The sequence below is a fragment of the Rathayibacter sp. AY1D9 genome, assembly GCF_002932395.1.
GTDB lineage: Bacteria > Actinomycetota > Actinomycetes > Actinomycetales > Microbacteriaceae > Rathayibacter.
This window is the reverse complement of the sequence record NZ_PSVQ01000021.1, coordinates 1-15,162: the sequence shown is the minus strand read 5'-3', so window position 1 is coordinate 15,162 and position 15,162 is coordinate 1. Positions and strand designations below refer to the sequence as shown.

The following is a 15,162-nucleotide window of genomic DNA, read 5'->3' as shown; positions in this document are numbered from 1 at the left end:
GGCGGCAGCGTGCGGTGCAGGAGGAGGCTCAGGAGAGGCGCTCGCCCGACTCCGCGTCGAAGATGTGCACGCGGTGGTTCGCGGTCACGTACACGCGGTCGCCCGCGGTGGGGTGCACGCGGCCGTCGACGCGCGCGACGATGTCGGTGCGGCGGCCCTCGACCTCGGTGTGGCCGTAGAGGTAGCCGTCCGAGCCGAGCTCCTCGATGAGGTCGACCTCGATCGGCAGTCCGCCGGGCTGGGTCGAGACGGTGACGTCCTCGGGGCGCACGCCGAGCGTGACGACCTTCTGGCTCGTCTTCGCGAGCGCCTCGCGGGCGATCGGGAGGACGGTGTCGCCGAACTTGACGCCGCCGTCGGTGACGTCCGCGTGGAACAGGTTCATCGCGGGCGAGCCGATGAAGCCGGCCACGAAGACGTTGTTCGGGTTCTCGTACAGGTCGCGGGGCGAGCCGACCTGCTGGAGGAGGCCGTCCTTGAGGACCGCGATGCGGTCGCCCATGGTGAGCGCCTCGGTCTGGTCGTGGGTGACGTAGACCGTGGTGATGCCCAGGCGGCGCTGCAGCGTGCCGATCTGGGTGCGGGTGGACACGCGGAGCTTGGCGTCGAGGTTCGACAGCGGCTCGTCCATGAGGAAGACCTGGGGCTTGCGGACGATGGCGCGGCCCATCGCGACGCGCTGGCGCTGGCCACCGGAGAGCGCCTTCGGCTTGCGGTTCAGGTAGGGCTCGAGGTCGAGCATCTTCGCGGCCTCGAGGACCCGCGCGGCGCGCTCGTCCTTGTTGACGCCGGCGATCTTGAGCGCGAAGCCCATGTTCTCGGCGACCGACATGTGCGGGTACAGCGCGTAGTTCTGGAAGACCATCGCGATGTCGCGGTCCTTCGGCGGAACGTCCGTGACGTTGCGGTCGCCGATGAGGATGCGGCCCTCGTTGACCTCTTCGAGGCCGGCGAGCATGCGCAGCGAGGTGGACTTGCCGCAGCCGGAGGGGCCGACGAGGACGAGGAACTCGCCGTCGCCCACCTCGAGGTTGAGCTTGTCGACGGAGGCGCGAGTGGCCCCGGGGTAGACGCGGGACGCGTGGTCGAAAGTTACGGACGCCATTGTTCTTGCTCCTTCACCGGCAGGTACGTGCCGGACGATCCGAGTGAATGGAAGTGATGGTCATCATCGCGTGGGCGACTCCGACCAACCGTCACAGTATGCCACGGGGCCGACAGTCGTCGGTCGGGCACCGCGTATCCGTCGTTTGGAGGTTTCCCAGGGCTCGCGCGTAGGATTCCGGCGAGTCGCGCCCGGCGACCCCCTTCTTCCCCCTCTCTCATTCGGAGCGTTCTTGTCATGACCACCGGCGGAGCCAATGACCGTCTCTCGAAGAACCAGCGACGAGAGGCCGCCCGAGAGAAGGCGCGCCGCCTGCGCGAGCAGCAGAAGCGCCGCGACCGCGTGAGCCGCTTCGCCCTGCAGGGCGGGCTCGCCGCCGTCGTGATCGCGGTCGTCGTGATCGTGGTCTTCGCCGTCACCTCGAGCATCCGCCCCGCGGGCCCGGGCCCGGCGAACATGGCGAGCGACGGTGTCGTCATCGGCGAGAACATGGTCGCGCAGACGAGCGGCGCCGTCGCCGCCGACGGGACGCCCACCCCCAGCGCGCTCGACACCTCGGCCGGCACGGTCGACATCCGGGTCTACCTCGACTACCTCTGCCCCTACTGCGGCCAGTTCGAGAAGACCAACGGCGACCAGATCAAGGAGTGGGTGACCAGCGGTGCCGCGACGGTCGAGATCCACCCGATCGCCATCCTCACGACCCGCTCCAACGGCACCAAGTACTCGGAGCGCTCGGCCAACGCCGCCGCGTGCGTCGCGGACCGCTCGCCCGACTCGTTCTTCGACTTCAACTCCCTGCTGTTCGCCAACCAGCCGGCGGAGGGGACCGACGGACTCTCGGACGACCAGTTGAAGGATTACGCCTCGCAGGCCGGCGTCGAGGACACGGCGGCCGTGAACACCTGCATCGACGACCAGAGCTTCGTGAGCTGGGTCCGCGCCGCGACCGAGCGCGCCACCTCGGGTCCGCTGCCCGGCACGGACGTGCCCGCAGTCACGGGCACCCCGACCGTCCTGGTCAACGGCGAGGCGTACTCGGGCTCGCTGACCGACCCGGACGCCTTCAGCTCCTTCGTGCTCTCGGCCGCCGCCGACTCCTACTCGTCGGCGACTCCCGCGCCCACCTCCTCCGAGACCCCGGCGCCGAGCGACACGCCCGCCTCGACCGAGGCCCCCGCGTCGACCGAGACGCCCGCGTCGACCGAGACCCCCGCTCCCAGCGACGCCCCGGTCTCCACCGAGGCTCCGGCCTCCTCCGAGCCCACTCCGGCCGCCGCGGGCTGAGCCCCGGACGCGCACGAGCCCCGCGCATGCAGAAGGCCCCGACCGCACACAGCGGTCGGGGCCTTCTTCTCTCCTGAGCCGACGACGGGACTTGAACCCGTAACCGCCCGATTACAAGTCGGGTGCGCTACCAATTGCGCCACGTCGGCAGGTGCGCTCGCGCGCCCGGCCACCCTATCGCGGGCCCCGGATCCGCCCGGATCGGGGCCCGCCGCGTCTCACGGTTCGAGGATGCTGAGGTGCCGCTCGGCGGGAGCGGGACGCTTGGGGCCGCCGATCTTCCCGTCGGGACGGCCGACGTAGAGCCAGCCGAGCAGCTCCTCGCCCTTCTCGAGGCGATGCGCCTTCCGCACGGCCTTGTCGCGCGTGTAGGAGCCGGTGCGCCAGAAGACACCCCAGCCCGCCTCGTCGAGCAGCAGGCTCAGGAGGTGGGCGACGCCCGAGGCGACGGCCTCCTGCTCCCAGGCCGGCACCTTCGACTTCTTGACGCTGACCACGACGGCCAGCAGCAGGGAGGCGCGGTGCGTCTTCTCGATGTACTTCCGCGGGTCCTTCTTCGCCCCCGAGGCGACCGCGAAGCTGCGGCCGACCCGGTCGCGGGCGGCGCCGCGGATCTCGATGACCCGCCACGGGCGCAGCGAGCTGTGATCGGCGAGACGCGACGCCGCCGAGACGAACGCCGCGATCTCGTCGTGCCCCGGAGCCTCCGGCGTCACCTTCGAGCGCGATCGGCGCGCGAGGACGGCCTCGAGCACGGGGGAGGAGGACACGGTCACTCGCCCTCGGCCTGGAAGTTCAGGGCGATCGAGTTCATGCAGTAGCGGTCGCCGGTGGGCGTGCCGAAGCCGTCGGGGAAGACGTGTCCCAGGTGGGATCCGCAGTTCGCGCAGCGGACCTCGGTGCGGACCATGCCGAGGGTGCTGTCCTCGATCAGCTGGACCGCGTCCGGGTTCACGGACTCGTAGAAGCTCGGCCAGCCGCAGCCGGAGTCGAACTTGGTGCCGCTCTTGAAGAGCTCGGCGTTGCAGGCGGCACAGGTGTAGAGGCCGGAGCGGTGCTCGTCGAGCAGCTCGCCGGTCCACGGGCGCTCGGTGGCCGCTTCGCGCAGGACCGCGTACTGGTCGCGGTCGAGCTCCTCGCGCCACTCGGCGTCGGACTTGTTCACGGAATACGACGACATGGGTCTCCCTCGGAATCCTCGTCAGTGTACGGGGGCGGTCGCGCCCCTCCACCTGGTCCAACCCCCGGGGCGACGGCTCCATTCCGCCTCCGCGGGCTGTGGAGGAGACTCCCCGCCTCCATGCCGCGACACGGTCACGAGGTGTTCGGAGCGCCTCCCCGGCGGCGGCCGTGGGCCTGCCTACCCTGGGGGGATGAGCAGGACGACGGACCCGAGGCCGGGCACCGGTCTGTCCGAGCGCGAGCTGCGGGTGCTCGCCTTCGAGCGCGAGTGGACGGCCCGCTCCGGGGACAAGGACGACGCGATCCGCTCCCAGTTCGGACTGTCGGCCGCCCGCTACTATCAGGTGCTCAGCGCGGTGCTCGCCTCTCCGGCCGCCCTCGCGCACGACCCGATGCTCGTCACGCGGCTGCAGCGCATCCGCGACCAGCGCGCCGGCGCCCGCGCCTCGCGACGCCTCGGGCGCCTCGAGTAGACGAGCTGCTCGAGTCCACCAACGGAAGGCCGGCCGTACCCCCGATGTCGAACACGCACCCGAGAGACCGCTTCGACGAGGTCCCGGCGACGGAGGCGCGCGTCGGCGCCCACCGCCGGCCGCCGGCCCCTCACGCCCGCGCCGTCGCGCTCGCCTGGGCCGCGCTCGCCACCGGAGTCATCGTCCTGCTCGGCTTCATCGGGCTGCTGGTCATCGACGACCGGGTGCAGTTCACGGACGTGTTCACTCCGCCGACCGCGACCGCGGAGGCGACTCCGACCGCTGCCGCGACGCTCGATCCCGAGCTCGCCGTCGCCATCCTCAACGGCACCGCCACCGTCGGACTCGCCGCCAGCGCCGGCGACGCCCTGACGACGGCCGGCTGGAGCGTCCCGACCGTCGCGAACGCGAACACCGAGGACATCGCCGCCACGACCGTCTACTTCACCGACCCGGCGCTCGAGGGAGCGGCCCTCGGTCTCGTCGACTCGCTCGGAACGGGGACCGTCCTGCTCTCGCAGGACTTCGTCGAGACGGGCTCCGTCGTCGTGGTCCTGGGGGCCGATTACGCGTCCGAGCAGGGCTGATCGGGGCCCTCTGTTACGGGCACGTTTCCTCCGTGTTGAATCCCGGGCAACTCTTCCCCGTGAGGCCCTTTCCAGCCCCTCCCGGGGCCGATAGCCGGATTAGTATTCCTGACCAGGCACCAGCACATCGCTCGTGCCGCGGGCATCACAGCACTGGGGAGTACAGAGATGGCGAACGGAACCGTCAAGTGGTTCAACGCTGAGAAGGGCTACGGCTTCATCACGGTCGACGGCGGCGGACAGGACGTCTTCGTCCACTACTCCGCGATCGACATGTCGGGGTACAAGGTCCTCGAGGAGGGGCAGCAGGTCGCGTTCGAGGTCGGCACGGGGTCGAAGGGCCCCCAGGCCGAATCGGTCCGCCCGGCCTGACCGCCGAGCCTCCCGGGAGCCGTCGTCCGCCTCGTGCGGGCGGCGGCTCCTTCGTGTCGGAGCGCGTGCCGGTCGCTTGCACTCGTCCACCGCGAGTGCCAGAATCGACCTTGGCACTCGCTCCGGTCGAGTGCCAGCACAGACATTTCACGACGTCCGGGAGGGACGAGAAACACACATGGCCAAGATCATTGCTTTTGACGAAGAAGCCCGCCGCGGCCTCGAGCGTGGACTCAACACTCTGGCCGACGCGGTCAAGGTGACCCTCGGCCCGCGCGGCCGCAACGTCGTCCTCGAGAAGAAGTGGGGCGCTCCCACCATCACGAACGACGGCGTCTCCATCGCCAAGGAGATCGAGCTCGACGAGCCGTACGAGAAGATCGGCGCCGAGCTCGTCAAGGAGGTCGCCAAGAAGACCGACGACGTCGCCGGCGACGGAACCACCACCGCGACCGTCCTCGCTCAGGCGCTCGTCCGCGAGGGCCTGCGCAACGTCGCGGCCGGCGCCGACCCGATCAGCCTCAAGAAGGGCATCGAGAAGGCCGTCAAGGCCGTCACCGCCGAGCTCATCGCCGGCGCGAAGGCGATCGAGACCAAGGAGGAGATCGCGGCGACCGCCTCCATCTCCGCCGCGGACCCCGAGATCGGCGCGATCATCGCCGAGGCGATCGACAAGGTCGGCAAGGAGGGCGTCGTCACCGTCGAGGAGTCGAACACCTTCGGCACCGAGCTCGAGCTCACCGAGGGCATGCGCTTCGACAAGGGCTACCTGTCGCAGTACTTCGTGACCGATCCCGACCGTCAGGAGGCGGTGTTCGAGGACCCCTACATCCTCATCGTCAACTCCAAGGTCTCGAACATCAAGGACCTGCTCCCGGTCGTCGACAAGGTGATCCAGGCGGGCAAGCAGCTGCTGATCATCGCCGAGGACGTCGACGGCGAGGCGCTGGCGACCCTGGTCGTCAACAAGATCCGCGGCATCTTCAAGTCGGTCGCCGTCAAGGCCCCCGGCTTCGGCGACCGTCGCAAGGCGCAGCTCCAGGACATCGCGATCCTCACCGGCGGCCAGGTCATCTCCGAGGAGGTCGGCCTCAAGCTCGAGAACGTCACCCTCGACCTGCTCGGCTCGGCCCGCAAGGTCGTCATCACCAAGGACGAGACCACGATCGTCGAGGGTGCCGGCGACGCCGAGGCCATCGCCGGCCGCGTCGCCCAGATCCGCGGCGAGATCGAGAACACCGACAGCGACTACGACCGCGAGAAGCTCCAGGAGCGCCTCGCGAAGCTCGCCGGCGGCGTCGCGGTCATCAAGGCCGGAGCGGCGACCGAGGTCGAGCTCAAGGAGCGCAAGCACCGCATCGAGGACGCCGTCCGCAACGCGAAGGCCGCCGTCGAGGAGGGCATCGTCGCCGGTGGTGGCGTCGCCCTCATCCAGGCCGGCAAGCTCGCCTTCGAGAAGCTCGAGCTCGTCGGAGACGAGGCGACCGGCGCGAACATCGTCAAGGTCGCCATCGACGCCCCGCTCAAGCAGATCGCCCTCAACGCGGGCATGGAGCCCGGCGTCGTCGCTGCGAAGGTCCGCGAGCTGCCCACCGGACACGGCCTCAACGCCGCGACCGGCGAGTACGTCGACCTCATCGCCGCGGGCATCATCGACCCGGTCAAGGTCACGCGCTCCGCTCTGCAGAACGCGGCGTCGATCGCCGGTCTCTTCCTCACCACGGAGGCCGTCGTCGCCGACAAGCCCGAGAAGAACCCGGTCGCCGCGGGCGGCGACCCCACCGGAGGCATGGACTTCTAGTCCGTCCCCCCACCACGCAGAAGGCGGTTTCCCTCCGGGGGAGCCGCCTTCGGCGTTTCCGGAGGCATCTGAGCGAGCAGCGGGGGACCCCGCCGGCAGGCGGTCGTGGACCGGCCCCGCGACCACAACGGCGGTCCTCCTGCGGTGGCACCGCCCTCCGCGCCGCCTCGGTCTCCTCAGCGGACACCGGCACCAGAAGCGCGTGGAGTGCGCCGGTGCGGGTCGCGACGTCCGGGGTCAGGGCGGAGATGTCTTCGGCCGAACGGATGCGGACGGCGATGCCGCAGGATCCGGTGACGCGGCATCCGTCGAGCGTCGGGTCTCATCTCCAGCGGTCTGGGCGGGCTCGCCGCCCGTTGGTCCCCAAGAGGAGAGAGTGAGCCGTGCGCGGCCGTGCGGGCCGGGTCGGCGAGGTCACGGTCGCTCGAGCGGATCGATCTGTGCCGCTCGCGGACGTCGACGGGAGAGCTCGGGCCGAAGAGCCCCCCGATGGGAGACGGGCGGCGGTGCGGATCAGACCGAGGCGGGGGAGGTCTCGCCGTTCTGGCCGACCGTGAGCAGCGGCAGCGCGACGCGGAAGGTCGCGCCTCCGCCCGGCGTCTCGACGACGTCCACGCGGCCCTTGTGCGCGGCGACGATCGAGGACACGATCGCCAGTCCGAGGCCGCTGCCGCCGGTCTCGCGGGTCCGCGACGTGTCCGCGCGCCAGAAGCGCTGGAAGATCTTCTCGCGGATCTGCGGCGGGATGCCCTCGCCGTGGTCGATGACCTCCAGCAGGGCGAGGCGGCGGGAGCGGTCGACGGCGACGCCGATCTCGATCGGAGTGTCCTCGGGCGTGTAGCGGACGGCGTTGCCGATCAGGTTCGTCAGGACCTGGCGGATCTTGTTCTCCTCCGCCATCACCATCGCGGGCACGCCCGGCTCCTCGGGGGCGGTGGCGGTGCCGGCGGCGATCTCCTCGGCGTTGACCCGGCGCGGACGCCGGCGGAATCGGGCGAGCCTCGCTCCTGCCGCGGCGATCGGGCCGGTGAGCCCGGGGTTCGTCAGCTCCATGGTCTGAGTGGCGGAGGCGCCGGCCTCGTCGGGCTCGAGCGCGGGCGTCTCCACGGGGGTGTCGTCGCGGGTCTCGACGCCGAAGTCGCGGTCGGGCCAGGAGGCCATCGCGTCCATCGCGGCGTCGCGGGCGAGCGGCATCAGATCGACGGGCGCGAGTGCGAGAGGCTTCGTCTCGTCGAGGCGGGCGAGCTCGAGGAGGTCCTCGACCAGGCCGCCCATCCGGATCGCCTCCTTCTCGATGCGCTCCATCGCCTGGCCGACGGCCTCGGGCGTCTGCAGAGCGCCCATCCGGTACAGCTCGGCGTAGCCGCGGACGGAGACCAGCGGGGTGCGCAGCTCGTGGCTGGCGTCGCCGACGAAGCGGCGCATCTGGTCGATCGTGCGGGCGCGGTCGCGGAAGGCGGAGTCGATCCGCCCGAGCATCGCGTTCAGGGAGCGGTTGAGGCGTCCGACCTCGGTGTTGGGTGTCGTGCCGTCCAGGCGCTGGCTGAAGTCGCCGTCGGCGATGGCGGCGGCGGTCTGCTCGACCTCGCGCAGCGGGGCGAAGGTGGTGGTGACCAGCAGGCGGGTGAGGAGTGCGCCGATCACGACGATCGCGACTCCGAAGCCGAGGAAGATCGTGAGGTACGTCGTCATGATGACGTCGACGCTGCGGGTCGACACCGCGAGCAGGAGCGTCTGGTACTCGGTGCCCCTCGTGAACACCGTCGACATGACGTGGTACTCGACCTTGCCGTTGGAGCTCCAGATCTCCATCGGCTTGTCGCCGCCCTGCAGCGCCTGCTCGAGGGTGAAGGTCTGCGGGAAGGCGGGGTCGGCCGCGCCGGACGCGTTCGTGTTGTCGAGCGTGCCGTACTGGTCGTAGACGGCGCCGAAGTCGGCCTTGGACTCGTCGATCGCGGCGAGGTCGTTGACGGAGAGGTCGCTCGCCGTCCGCTGGACCTGGTCGGCCAGCTGCGCGTCGAGCTGGGCGACGAGCTGCGGCTTCAGCATCGTCATCGTCCCGATCCCGGAGACGAGGAGTCCCAGCGTGAGCAGGAGGACCGTGACCGCGGTGATCTTCGTGCGCAACGAGATGGAGTTCCACCGCTCGGCCAGACCCTGGTGCATGGCGGTGGAACTCCCTCGGGATCGGCGGGCGCCGCGCCTCCGGCGGGAGGTGGCGCCGAGGTGGCGGAGGCTAGGCCTTCGCGACCTTCAGCATGTATCCGAATCCTCGCTTGGTCTGGATGAGCGATTCCTCCGAATGCGTGTCGAGCTTACGTCGCAGGTACGAGATGTAGGACTCGACGATGCCCGCATCGCCGTTGAAGTCGTACTCCCAGACGTGGTCGAGGATCTGCGCCTTGCTGAGCACCCGGTTCGGGTTGAGCATCAGGTAGCGGAGCAGCTTGAACTCGGTGGGGCTGAGCTCCACCGGCTCGTCGCCGACGAGGACCTCGTGCGTGTCCTGGTCCATCGTCAGCTCGCCGGCCCGGATGACGGCGTCCTCCTCGGCGTGCATGGTGCGGCGGAGGATCGCCTTGATGCGCGCGACGATCTCGTCGAGGCTGAACGGCTTCGTGACGTAGTCGTCACCGCCGACGGTGAGGCCCGTGATCTTGTCCTCGGTGTCGTCCTTCGCCGTGAGGAAGAGGATGGGGGAGGTGTACCCGGCCGAGCGGAGGCGCTTGGTCACGCCGAATCCGTTCATGTCCGGGAGCATCACGTCGAGGATGATCAGGTCCGGCTCCTCCTCGAGGACCGCCGAGATCGCCTGGGCCCCGTTGCCGACCGCACGCACGGCGAAGCCGGCGAAGCGGAGGCTCGTGGTGAGCAGGTCTCTGATGTTGGGCTCGTCGTCGACGATGAGAATGCGGGGTCCGTCCATGCAGGACAGTATCTGGCCGTCGGCTGTACGGAGTCTGGGAGTCGGTTGTCCGGGCGCTCGGTGCCGGCTCGGCGGCGGGGAACGCCGGATCGGAGGCGGTGCGGCGGGAGGAGAGCGCGTCCGATCAGGGCTGCGCGCGGCGGCGCCGGACCCCCACGATGAGCATCGCGATCATCATGAGGAACGCGATGGGCAGGCCCACCAGCGGCACGGCGAAGACGAACTGCCAGAACGGGCCGGCGTACTCGCGGATCCCGAGCGCGGGGGCGACCAGGATCGCGAGGAACGCGAGGACCGTCACGACGATGATCGCGATGAACATGTAGGCGAGCGTGCGCTCCGCGCGTCCGACGCCCGCCGGCTCCTGTGGCTTCACCCGTCAAGGATAGGGCGGCCCCGGTCGACTAAACTGATGGCTGCTTCATTTCCAGGAGGGGTCTGCATGCCTACCGGCAAGGTCAAGTTCTACGACGAGGAGAAGGGCTTCGGCTTCATCAGCACTGATGACGGCCAGGAGGTCTTCCTGCACGCTTCCGCGCTGCCCTCCGGGACCGCGGTCAAGGCCGGCACCCGACTCGAGTTCGGCATCGCCGACGGCAAGCGCGGGGCGCAGGCGCTCTCGGCGCGCGTCCTCGACGCCCCGCCGAGCCTGGTGAAGCTCAACCGGAAGTCCGCGGACGACATGTCCGTGATCGTGGAGGACACGGTCAAGCTGCTCGACGGGATCGGCGCGGGGCTCAAGCGCGGCCGCTACCCCGACAAGGCGCACGGGCGCACGATCGCGGCGCTCCTGCGCCGGGTTGCGGACGAGCTGGATGCCTGACGCCGACGGCACGACCGACGAGCAGGGCCCGGTCGAGGAGACCGTCGCCGCTCCGACCCCGGAGGACGCTCGCGTGGAGCAGTCCTCGGGAGAGGGCGACTCCGGCGCCGAGCCTGACGCGACTCCCGCCGATTCTGACTCCTCCGCTGAGGACGCGCGCGGAGCCGACGAGGAGACCGACGCTGACCAGGCGGCTCCTGTCGACGAGGCTCCCTCCGGCGAGGGTGAGAGCGACGCGGCCCTCCCGGTGACCGAGGCTTCTGGCGAGGACTCCGCCTCTGCGGAGGAGACTCCTCCGGCCGACGACGTCGCCGCGGAGGCGGGAGTCTCCGGCTCGGGCACGGCTTCTGCTGCAGTGCCGGCTCCTGCTGAGAACGCGGCCACTGCTGACAACTCGACTCCTGCTGACGACGCGGGAACACCTGAGGACTCGGCTCCTGCTCAGGACCTGGCTCCTGCTGACGACTCGGCTCCTGCTGAGGATGCGACTTCTGCTGAGGATTCCGCCCTCGTCATGGACGAACCTTCCGAGGCCGATGGCGCACCGGCGGCGGACGCGACGTCAGCCGACGACGACGCTTCCACGGGGGAGGCGGACGAGGCCGCCGCGGACGAGGCTCCCGAGCCCGTCTACGAGGCGGACGCCGTGCTTGCCGGGTCTCTCGATGTCGCGCGCGCCGCGCTCGCCGAGATCGCCCCCGAGGGGACGATCGGCGAGCTGGTCACGACTCTGGCGCAGGGCGAGCACGTCGTGTCGCTGCAGTTCGCGAACCTCATGCGCGGGTACCCGGGTTGGCTGTGGACGGCGACGCTGTCCCGGATCGACGAGACCGAGGACGTGAACGTCCTGGAGGTCGAGCTGCTGCCGGGCGAGGGCGCGGTCCTCGCTCCGGACTGGGTGCCGTGGTCCGTGCGTCTCGCCGACTACCAGACCGCGCAGGACGCGCTCGGCGAGGAGGTCGAGGACGCGGACGACGACGAGCTCGAGGACGCCGAGGAAGACGACCTCGACGACGAGTCGGACGACGACTCCGACGAGGACGAGGACGACTCGGACGACGACGACGATCCGGTCGACGACGACGACGACTCGGACGACGATTCCGACGACGACGACTCGGACGACGATTCCGACGGCGACGACTCGGACGACGAGGACTCGGACGACTCCGACGACGACGACCCGGACGACGACTCGGACGACGAGGACTCCGACGACGTCGAGCCCGAACCCGCTCCCGCCCCGACCACCCGTCGCCGTCGCCGTCGCCGCTGATCCGGTCCGGCGCCGCCCGATGAGCATCGACTCCGACACCCGCATCGCTTATCCCGACGGCGCCGTGCGCTCCTCCGGGCGCGTGCAGCACGTGGGCCGGCTGGAGGACGGCCGCTGGGCGGTCGTCCTCGATGCGACCTCCGCTCACCCCGTCGACCCGACCTGGCCCGACCAGGGGCCCGACCGCGGCGCGCTGGCCGTGGCGGGGGAGCGGCATCCCCTCATCGACTGCCGCATCGGGGCGTGGCAGGGCGGCGAGCTGCACGTCGGCGAGCGGCTCCCGGCGCGGCTCGGCACTCCGGAGTGGAGCTTCGTCGTCGTCCACATCGTCGACGACGCCTCCTCACTCCACGTGGACGACGAGGTCGACGTCGAGGTCGACGCGGACCACCGGCACGAGCTCTCCCGCGGGCACACCGCCTGCCACCTCGCCTCCCTCGCCCTCAACGCCGCTCTGGCCTCGTTCTGGTCGAAGCCGGCGCGCACCGACGCCCTGGGCAACCCGGACTTCGACCAGGCGGCGATCCAGACCTCGCGGATCCGCGAGTCCGGCTCCACCGACGTCTACCGCCTCGGCAAGTCCCTCCGACGCAGCGGGATGGACACCGCCCGCCTGCTGGCGGAGATCGTCGAGGTGCAGGAGCGGGTGAACGCCCTCCTCGCCGAGTGGATCGCCTCGGACGCGGAGGTGCGCATCGAGCGCGACGACGACCTCCTCAGCACGCGGCGGACATGGCGCTGCACCCTCCCCGCGGGGGACGCCGCGATCGCGTGCGGCGGCACCCACGTCGAGCGCCTCGGCGAGTTCACCGGCCTGCGCGTCCGTCTCGAGCCGGAGGCCGACGGCACCGGGCTTCGAATGGAGACCGACGCGGTCTAGCGGCGGTTGCGGCTGTAGAACAGCCCGATCGTGCCGAGGACCAGCCCGATCACGACGGTCGACAGGACGACCGGCTCGATGACGGCTCCGACGGCCGTCGCCACGAGCACGGCCACGAGCGCGACCGCCCAGACAACGCACCCGACCAGCAGAGCCGTCGCGTCGTCGCTCGCGTAGGGCGGCGGCGCGGGCCGCCGCTCCTCCTCGCGCAGCCACAGCCGCATGGCGTGCCTCAGACCGCCAGGCGCTCGAGGACGTGGTCGATGCAGCCGAGCAGCGAGCGGACGTCGTCCGGCTCGATCGCGACGAACGTCGCCACGCGCAGCTGGTTGCGGCCGAGCTTGCGGTACGGCTCCGTGTCGACGATCCCGTTCGCGCGGAGGATCTTCGCGACGAGAGCGGCATCGACGGAGGCGTCGAAGTCGACGGTCGCGACGACCTGGGAGCGGTGCTCGGGCACCTCGACGAACGGGGTGGCGAGGCTCGAGGCCTCGGCCCAGTCGTAGATCGTGGAGGAGGACTCAGCCGTGCGCGCCGACGCCCAGGCCAGGCCGCCCGAGGCGTTCATCCACTTGAGCTGCGACTCCATCAGCAGGAGGGTCGAGAGCGCCGGAGTGTTCAGCGTCTGGTTCAGGCGCGAGTTGTCGACGGCGTTCTTGAGGCTCAGGAACTCGGGGATGTAGCGGCCGCTCGCCGCGATGCGCTCGATCCGCTCGATCGCGGCGGGGGAGAAGAGGCCGAACCAGAGTCCGCCGTCGGAGGCGAAGTTCTTCTGCGGGGCGAAGTAGTAGACGTCGGCCTCGGCGATGTCGACGTCGATGCCGCCCGCCGCGCTGGTGGCATCGATGACGGTGAGCGCGCCCTCGTCGCCGCGGACCCGGCGGACGGAGGCCATCACTCCGGTGCTCGTCTCGTTGTGGGGCCACGCGTACACGTCGATCCCCTCGACGACCTCGACCTCGCTCCGGGACCCCGCGGGGGCGGAGACGACGTGGGCCGGCTCGAGGAACGGCGCGGAGGCGGCGGCCGCGAACTTCTGGCCGAACTCGCCGAACGTGAGGTTCTCGGCGCGGCGCTCGATGAGGGAGAAGGCCGCGGCGTCCCAGAAGGCGGTCGAGCCGCCGTTGCCCAGCAGGACCTCGTAGCCCTCGGGGATTCGGAACAGCGTGGCGAGGTGCTCCCGCACGCGCCCGACGAGGTCCTTGACGGGCGCCTGGCGGTGCGAGGTCCCGAGGAGGTGCGCGCCCTGCGTCGCGAGGTGGGCGAGCTGGTCGTGCCGCACCTTGGACGGGCCGCAGCCGAACCGTCCGTCGTGGGGGAGCAGCTCGCGAGGAATGGTGAGGTCCGGCATGCGTTAATACTAGGGTTCCCGGCCCGCACCCCTCCTCCGAGCGACGGAGGCCTGCGTCGCGCCGCAGCACCGATGCTGCGTCGTGGCGACCACTAGGGTGGAGCGCGCCGAGACGGGAAGGCTGAGATGACGGATCTGATCGACACCACCGAGATGTACCTGCGCACCATCCTCGAGCTCGAGGAGGAGAACATCATCCCGCTGCGCGCGCGCATCTCGGAGCGGCTCAGCCACTCCGGGCCGACCGTGTCGCAGACCGTCGGTCGCATGGAGCGCGACGGCCTCGTCGTCGTCTCGGGCGACCGCCACCTCGAGCTCACCTCCGACGGCCGCCGCAAGGCGATCCACGTCATGCGCAAGCACCGCCTCGCCGAGCGGCTCCTCCACGACGTCATCAAGCTCGACTGGGAGTTCGTGCACGAGGAGGCCTGCCGCTGGGAGCACGTGATGAGCGAGCAGGTCGAGCGCCGCCTTCTCGAGATGCTCGACCACCCGACGGAGTCGCCCTACGGCAACCCGATCCCGGGCCTGGACGAGCTCGGCGACACCCCCGCCTCCCGCTTCGCCGACGGCGTCATCAGCCTGCCGCGCTTCGTCGCCGGGTCGAGCGAGCCCCGCCGCGGCGTCGTCCGTCGCCTCGGCGAGCCGGCGCAGGTCGATCCGGAGCTCCTCCTCCAGCTCAAGCAGGCCGGGGTCGTGCCCGGTGCCGAGGGCGAGTTCTCGGCCCTCAACGGCTACGTGCTCGCGCGCATCGACGGAGCCGAGGCGGGCATCGAGCTGCCCAACGAGGTCGCGGCGCACATCTTCCTCGTCGTCTGACCCGCGTCTCCCTGGGAGCGGCCCGTACGGGCCCTTACCGCATCCGGTGACCGGAGGCGAACGGGAGAGCGGTCTCTTCCCGCCGAGAAGGTGACAAATCGGTAACGGTCGCTTACGCTCTGTGGAGCCCTGCGGCCGAGCCTCGGTCTCAGGGCGCGGGATCCGACGCCCCCACACCCGTCTCGGATCCTGTGCACACCGATGCTTCGTGCATGAGACGGGACAGCTGCCTGGGCTGAGGGGACGTCGGAGGATCTCCCCCTTGCCCCAGAACCCCCTC

Annotated in this window: 17 protein-coding genes and 1 tRNA gene; 9 read left to right on the top strand and 9 right to left on the bottom strand. The window is 70.5% G+C overall.

What is annotated here, in order from left to right; all coding sequences use genetic code 11:
* Window positions 1–28 precede the first annotated feature (28 nt).
* On the bottom strand, window positions 29–1,105 hold the full coding sequence (locus tag C5C50_RS10180; RefSeq protein ID WP_104224593.1) for an ABC transporter ATP-binding protein: 1,077 nt from the start codon (window positions 1,103–1,105) through the stop codon (window positions 29–31).
* 237 nt (window positions 1,106–1,342) lie between these two features.
* Here C5C50_RS10180 and C5C50_RS10175 point away from each other — a divergent pair, with 237 nt between their 5' ends.
* Window positions 1,343–2,392 carry a thioredoxin domain-containing protein gene (locus C5C50_RS10175; RefSeq protein ID WP_104224594.1) on the top strand — a complete coding sequence of 350 codons (1,050 nt, stop codon included), beginning with the start codon at window positions 1,343–1,345 and terminating at the stop codon, window positions 2,390–2,392.
* Window positions 2,393–2,468: 76 nt separating this feature from the next.
* Here C5C50_RS10175 and C5C50_RS10170 read toward each other — a convergent pair.
* The 3 genes from C5C50_RS10170 to msrB all read right to left on the bottom strand — a co-directional run bounded on the left by C5C50_RS10170 (window position 2,469) and on the right by msrB (window position 3,572).
* Window positions 2,469–2,541: transfer RNA gene (locus C5C50_RS10170), tRNA-Thr, on the bottom strand.
* Window positions 2,542–2,610: 69 nt separating this feature from the next.
* Complete coding sequence (locus tag C5C50_RS10165; protein WP_104226480.1) at window positions 2,611–3,168, bottom strand: nitroreductase family protein; 558 nt, start codon at window positions 3,166–3,168, stop codon at window positions 2,611–2,613.
* Window positions 3,165–3,572, bottom strand: a complete 408-nt coding sequence (gene msrB / locus C5C50_RS10160) for a peptide-methionine (R)-S-oxide reductase MsrB (protein ID WP_104255437.1) — start codon at window positions 3,570–3,572, stop codon at window positions 3,165–3,167. The genes C5C50_RS10165 and msrB overlap by 4 nt, the downstream gene beginning before the upstream one ends.
* Before the next feature lie 193 nt (window positions 3,573–3,765).
* Here msrB and C5C50_RS10155 point away from each other — a divergent pair, with 193 nt between their 5' ends.
* The 4 genes from C5C50_RS10155 to groL all read left to right on the top strand — a co-directional run bounded on the left by C5C50_RS10155 (window position 3,766) and on the right by groL (window position 6,807).
* On the top strand, window positions 3,766–4,047 hold the full coding sequence (locus tag C5C50_RS10155) for a DUF3263 domain-containing protein (protein WP_104224597.1): 282 nt from the start codon (window positions 3,766–3,768) through the stop codon (window positions 4,045–4,047).
* 44 nt (window positions 4,048–4,091) lie between these two features.
* Entirely contained in the window at window positions 4,092–4,634 is a 543-nt protein-coding gene (locus tag C5C50_RS10150) for a LytR C-terminal domain-containing protein (RefSeq protein ID WP_104266885.1), read from the top strand.
* 168 nt (window positions 4,635–4,802) lie between these two features.
* The gene (locus C5C50_RS10145) at window positions 4,803–5,006 is read left to right on the top strand and encodes a cold-shock protein (protein WP_104224599.1); all 204 of its coding nucleotides are present in this window, start codon (window positions 4,803–4,805) and stop codon (window positions 5,004–5,006) included.
* Between the two features lie 178 nt (window positions 5,007–5,184).
* On the top strand, window positions 5,185–6,807 hold the full coding sequence (gene groL / locus C5C50_RS10140; protein ID WP_104224600.1) for a chaperonin GroEL: 1,623 nt from the start codon (window positions 5,185–5,187) through the stop codon (window positions 6,805–6,807).
* A gap of 513 nt (window positions 6,808–7,320) precedes the next feature.
* On the opposite strand, the gene C5C50_RS10135 is transcribed toward groL, so the two are convergent.
* The 3 genes from C5C50_RS10135 to C5C50_RS10125 all read right to left on the bottom strand — a co-directional run bounded on the left by C5C50_RS10135 (window position 7,321) and on the right by C5C50_RS10125 (window position 10,109).
* Entirely contained in the window at window positions 7,321–8,973 is a 1,653-nt protein-coding gene (locus C5C50_RS10135) for a HAMP domain-containing sensor histidine kinase (protein ID WP_104224601.1), read from the bottom strand.
* Between the two features lie 70 nt (window positions 8,974–9,043).
* The gene (locus tag C5C50_RS10130) at window positions 9,044–9,733 is read right to left on the bottom strand and encodes a response regulator transcription factor (protein ID WP_055787731.1); all 690 of its coding nucleotides are present in this window, start codon (window positions 9,731–9,733) and stop codon (window positions 9,044–9,046) included.
* Between the two features lie 124 nt (window positions 9,734–9,857).
* Window positions 9,858–10,109, bottom strand: a complete 252-nt coding sequence (locus C5C50_RS10125) for a hypothetical protein (RefSeq protein WP_258061220.1) — start codon at window positions 10,107–10,109, stop codon at window positions 9,858–9,860.
* 66 nt (window positions 10,110–10,175) lie between these two features.
* On the opposite strand from C5C50_RS10125, the gene C5C50_RS10120 reads away from it, so the two are divergent.
* The 3 genes from C5C50_RS10120 to C5C50_RS10110 are packed head-to-tail and all read left to right on the top strand — an operon-like array spanning window position 10,176 to window position 12,712.
* Window positions 10,176–10,556: a cold-shock protein gene (locus C5C50_RS10120; RefSeq protein ID WP_104224602.1), complete on the top strand. Its 381-nt coding sequence runs from the start codon at window positions 10,176–10,178 to the stop codon at window positions 10,554–10,556.
* A complete protein-coding gene (locus C5C50_RS17315) occupies window positions 10,549–11,832 on the top strand; it encodes a DUF3027 domain-containing protein (protein ID WP_258067731.1) in 1,284 nt (427 codons plus the stop codon). The genes C5C50_RS10120 and C5C50_RS17315 overlap by 8 nt, the downstream gene beginning before the upstream one ends.
* Before the next feature lie 19 nt (window positions 11,833–11,851).
* On the top strand, window positions 11,852–12,712 hold the full coding sequence (locus tag C5C50_RS10110) for a metal-dependent hydrolase (protein ID WP_104273391.1): 861 nt from the start codon (window positions 11,852–11,854) through the stop codon (window positions 12,710–12,712).
* On the opposite strand, the gene C5C50_RS10105 is transcribed toward C5C50_RS10110, so the two are convergent.
* Both C5C50_RS10105 and serC read right to left on the bottom strand, forming a co-directional pair.
* Complete coding sequence (locus C5C50_RS10105; protein WP_104224604.1) at window positions 12,709–12,936, bottom strand: DUF2530 domain-containing protein; 228 nt, start codon at window positions 12,934–12,936, stop codon at window positions 12,709–12,711. The genes C5C50_RS10110 and C5C50_RS10105 overlap by 4 nt on opposite strands.
* Before the next feature lie 8 nt (window positions 12,937–12,944).
* Window positions 12,945–14,063, bottom strand: coding sequence for a phosphoserine transaminase (gene serC, locus C5C50_RS10100; RefSeq protein ID WP_104273390.1), 1,119 nt, complete (start codon window positions 14,061–14,063; stop codon window positions 12,945–12,947).
* A gap of 126 nt (window positions 14,064–14,189) precedes the next feature.
* Here serC and C5C50_RS10095 point away from each other — a divergent pair, with 126 nt between their 5' ends.
* Entirely contained in the window at window positions 14,190–14,882 is a 693-nt protein-coding gene (locus tag C5C50_RS10095) for a metal-dependent transcriptional regulator (protein ID WP_104224606.1), read from the top strand.
* The last annotated feature ends 280 nt before the right edge of the window (window positions 14,883–15,162 follow it).

Bases quoted from the DNA above. Each gene is read 5' to 3' on its own strand.
- C5C50_RS10180 (WP_104224593.1), bottom strand. From the start codon at position 1,105: ATGGCGTCCGTAACTTTCGACCACGCGTCCCGCGTCTACCCCGGGGCC.
- C5C50_RS10175 (WP_104224594.1), top strand. From the start codon at position 1,343: ATGACCACCGGCGGAGCCAATGACCGTCTCTCGAAGAACCAGCGACGA.
- msrB (WP_104255437.1), bottom strand. From the start codon at position 3,572: ATGTCGTCGTATTCCGTGAACAAGTCCGACGCCGAGTGGCGCGAGGAG.
- C5C50_RS10155 (WP_104224597.1), top strand. From the start codon at position 3,766: ATGAGCAGGACGACGGACCCGAGGCCGGGCACCGGTCTGTCCGAGCGC.
- C5C50_RS10150 (WP_104266885.1), top strand. From the start codon at position 4,092: ATGTCGAACACGCACCCGAGAGACCGCTTCGACGAGGTCCCGGCGACG.
- C5C50_RS10145 (WP_104224599.1), top strand. From the start codon at position 4,803: ATGGCGAACGGAACCGTCAAGTGGTTCAACGCTGAGAAGGGCTACGGC.
- groL (WP_104224600.1), top strand. From the start codon at position 5,185: ATGGCCAAGATCATTGCTTTTGACGAAGAAGCCCGCCGCGGCCTCGAG.
- C5C50_RS10135 (WP_104224601.1), bottom strand. From the start codon at position 8,973: ATGCACCAGGGTCTGGCCGAGCGGTGGAACTCCATCTCGTTGCGCACG.
- C5C50_RS10130 (WP_055787731.1), bottom strand. From the start codon at position 9,733: ATGGACGGACCCCGCATTCTCATCGTCGACGACGAGCCCAACATCAGA.
- C5C50_RS10120 (WP_104224602.1), top strand. From the start codon at position 10,176: ATGCCTACCGGCAAGGTCAAGTTCTACGACGAGGAGAAGGGCTTCGGC.
- C5C50_RS17315 (WP_258067731.1), top strand. From the start codon at position 10,549: ATGCCTGACGCCGACGGCACGACCGACGAGCAGGGCCCGGTCGAGGAG.
- C5C50_RS10110 (WP_104273391.1), top strand. From the start codon at position 11,852: ATGAGCATCGACTCCGACACCCGCATCGCTTATCCCGACGGCGCCGTG.
- C5C50_RS10105 (WP_104224604.1), bottom strand. From the start codon at position 12,936: ATGCGGCTGTGGCTGCGCGAGGAGGAGCGGCGGCCCGCGCCGCCGCCC.
- serC (WP_104273390.1), bottom strand. From the start codon at position 14,063: ATGCCGGACCTCACCATTCCTCGCGAGCTGCTCCCCCACGACGGACGG.
- C5C50_RS10095 (WP_104224606.1), top strand. From the start codon at position 14,190: ATGACGGATCTGATCGACACCACCGAGATGTACCTGCGCACCATCCTC.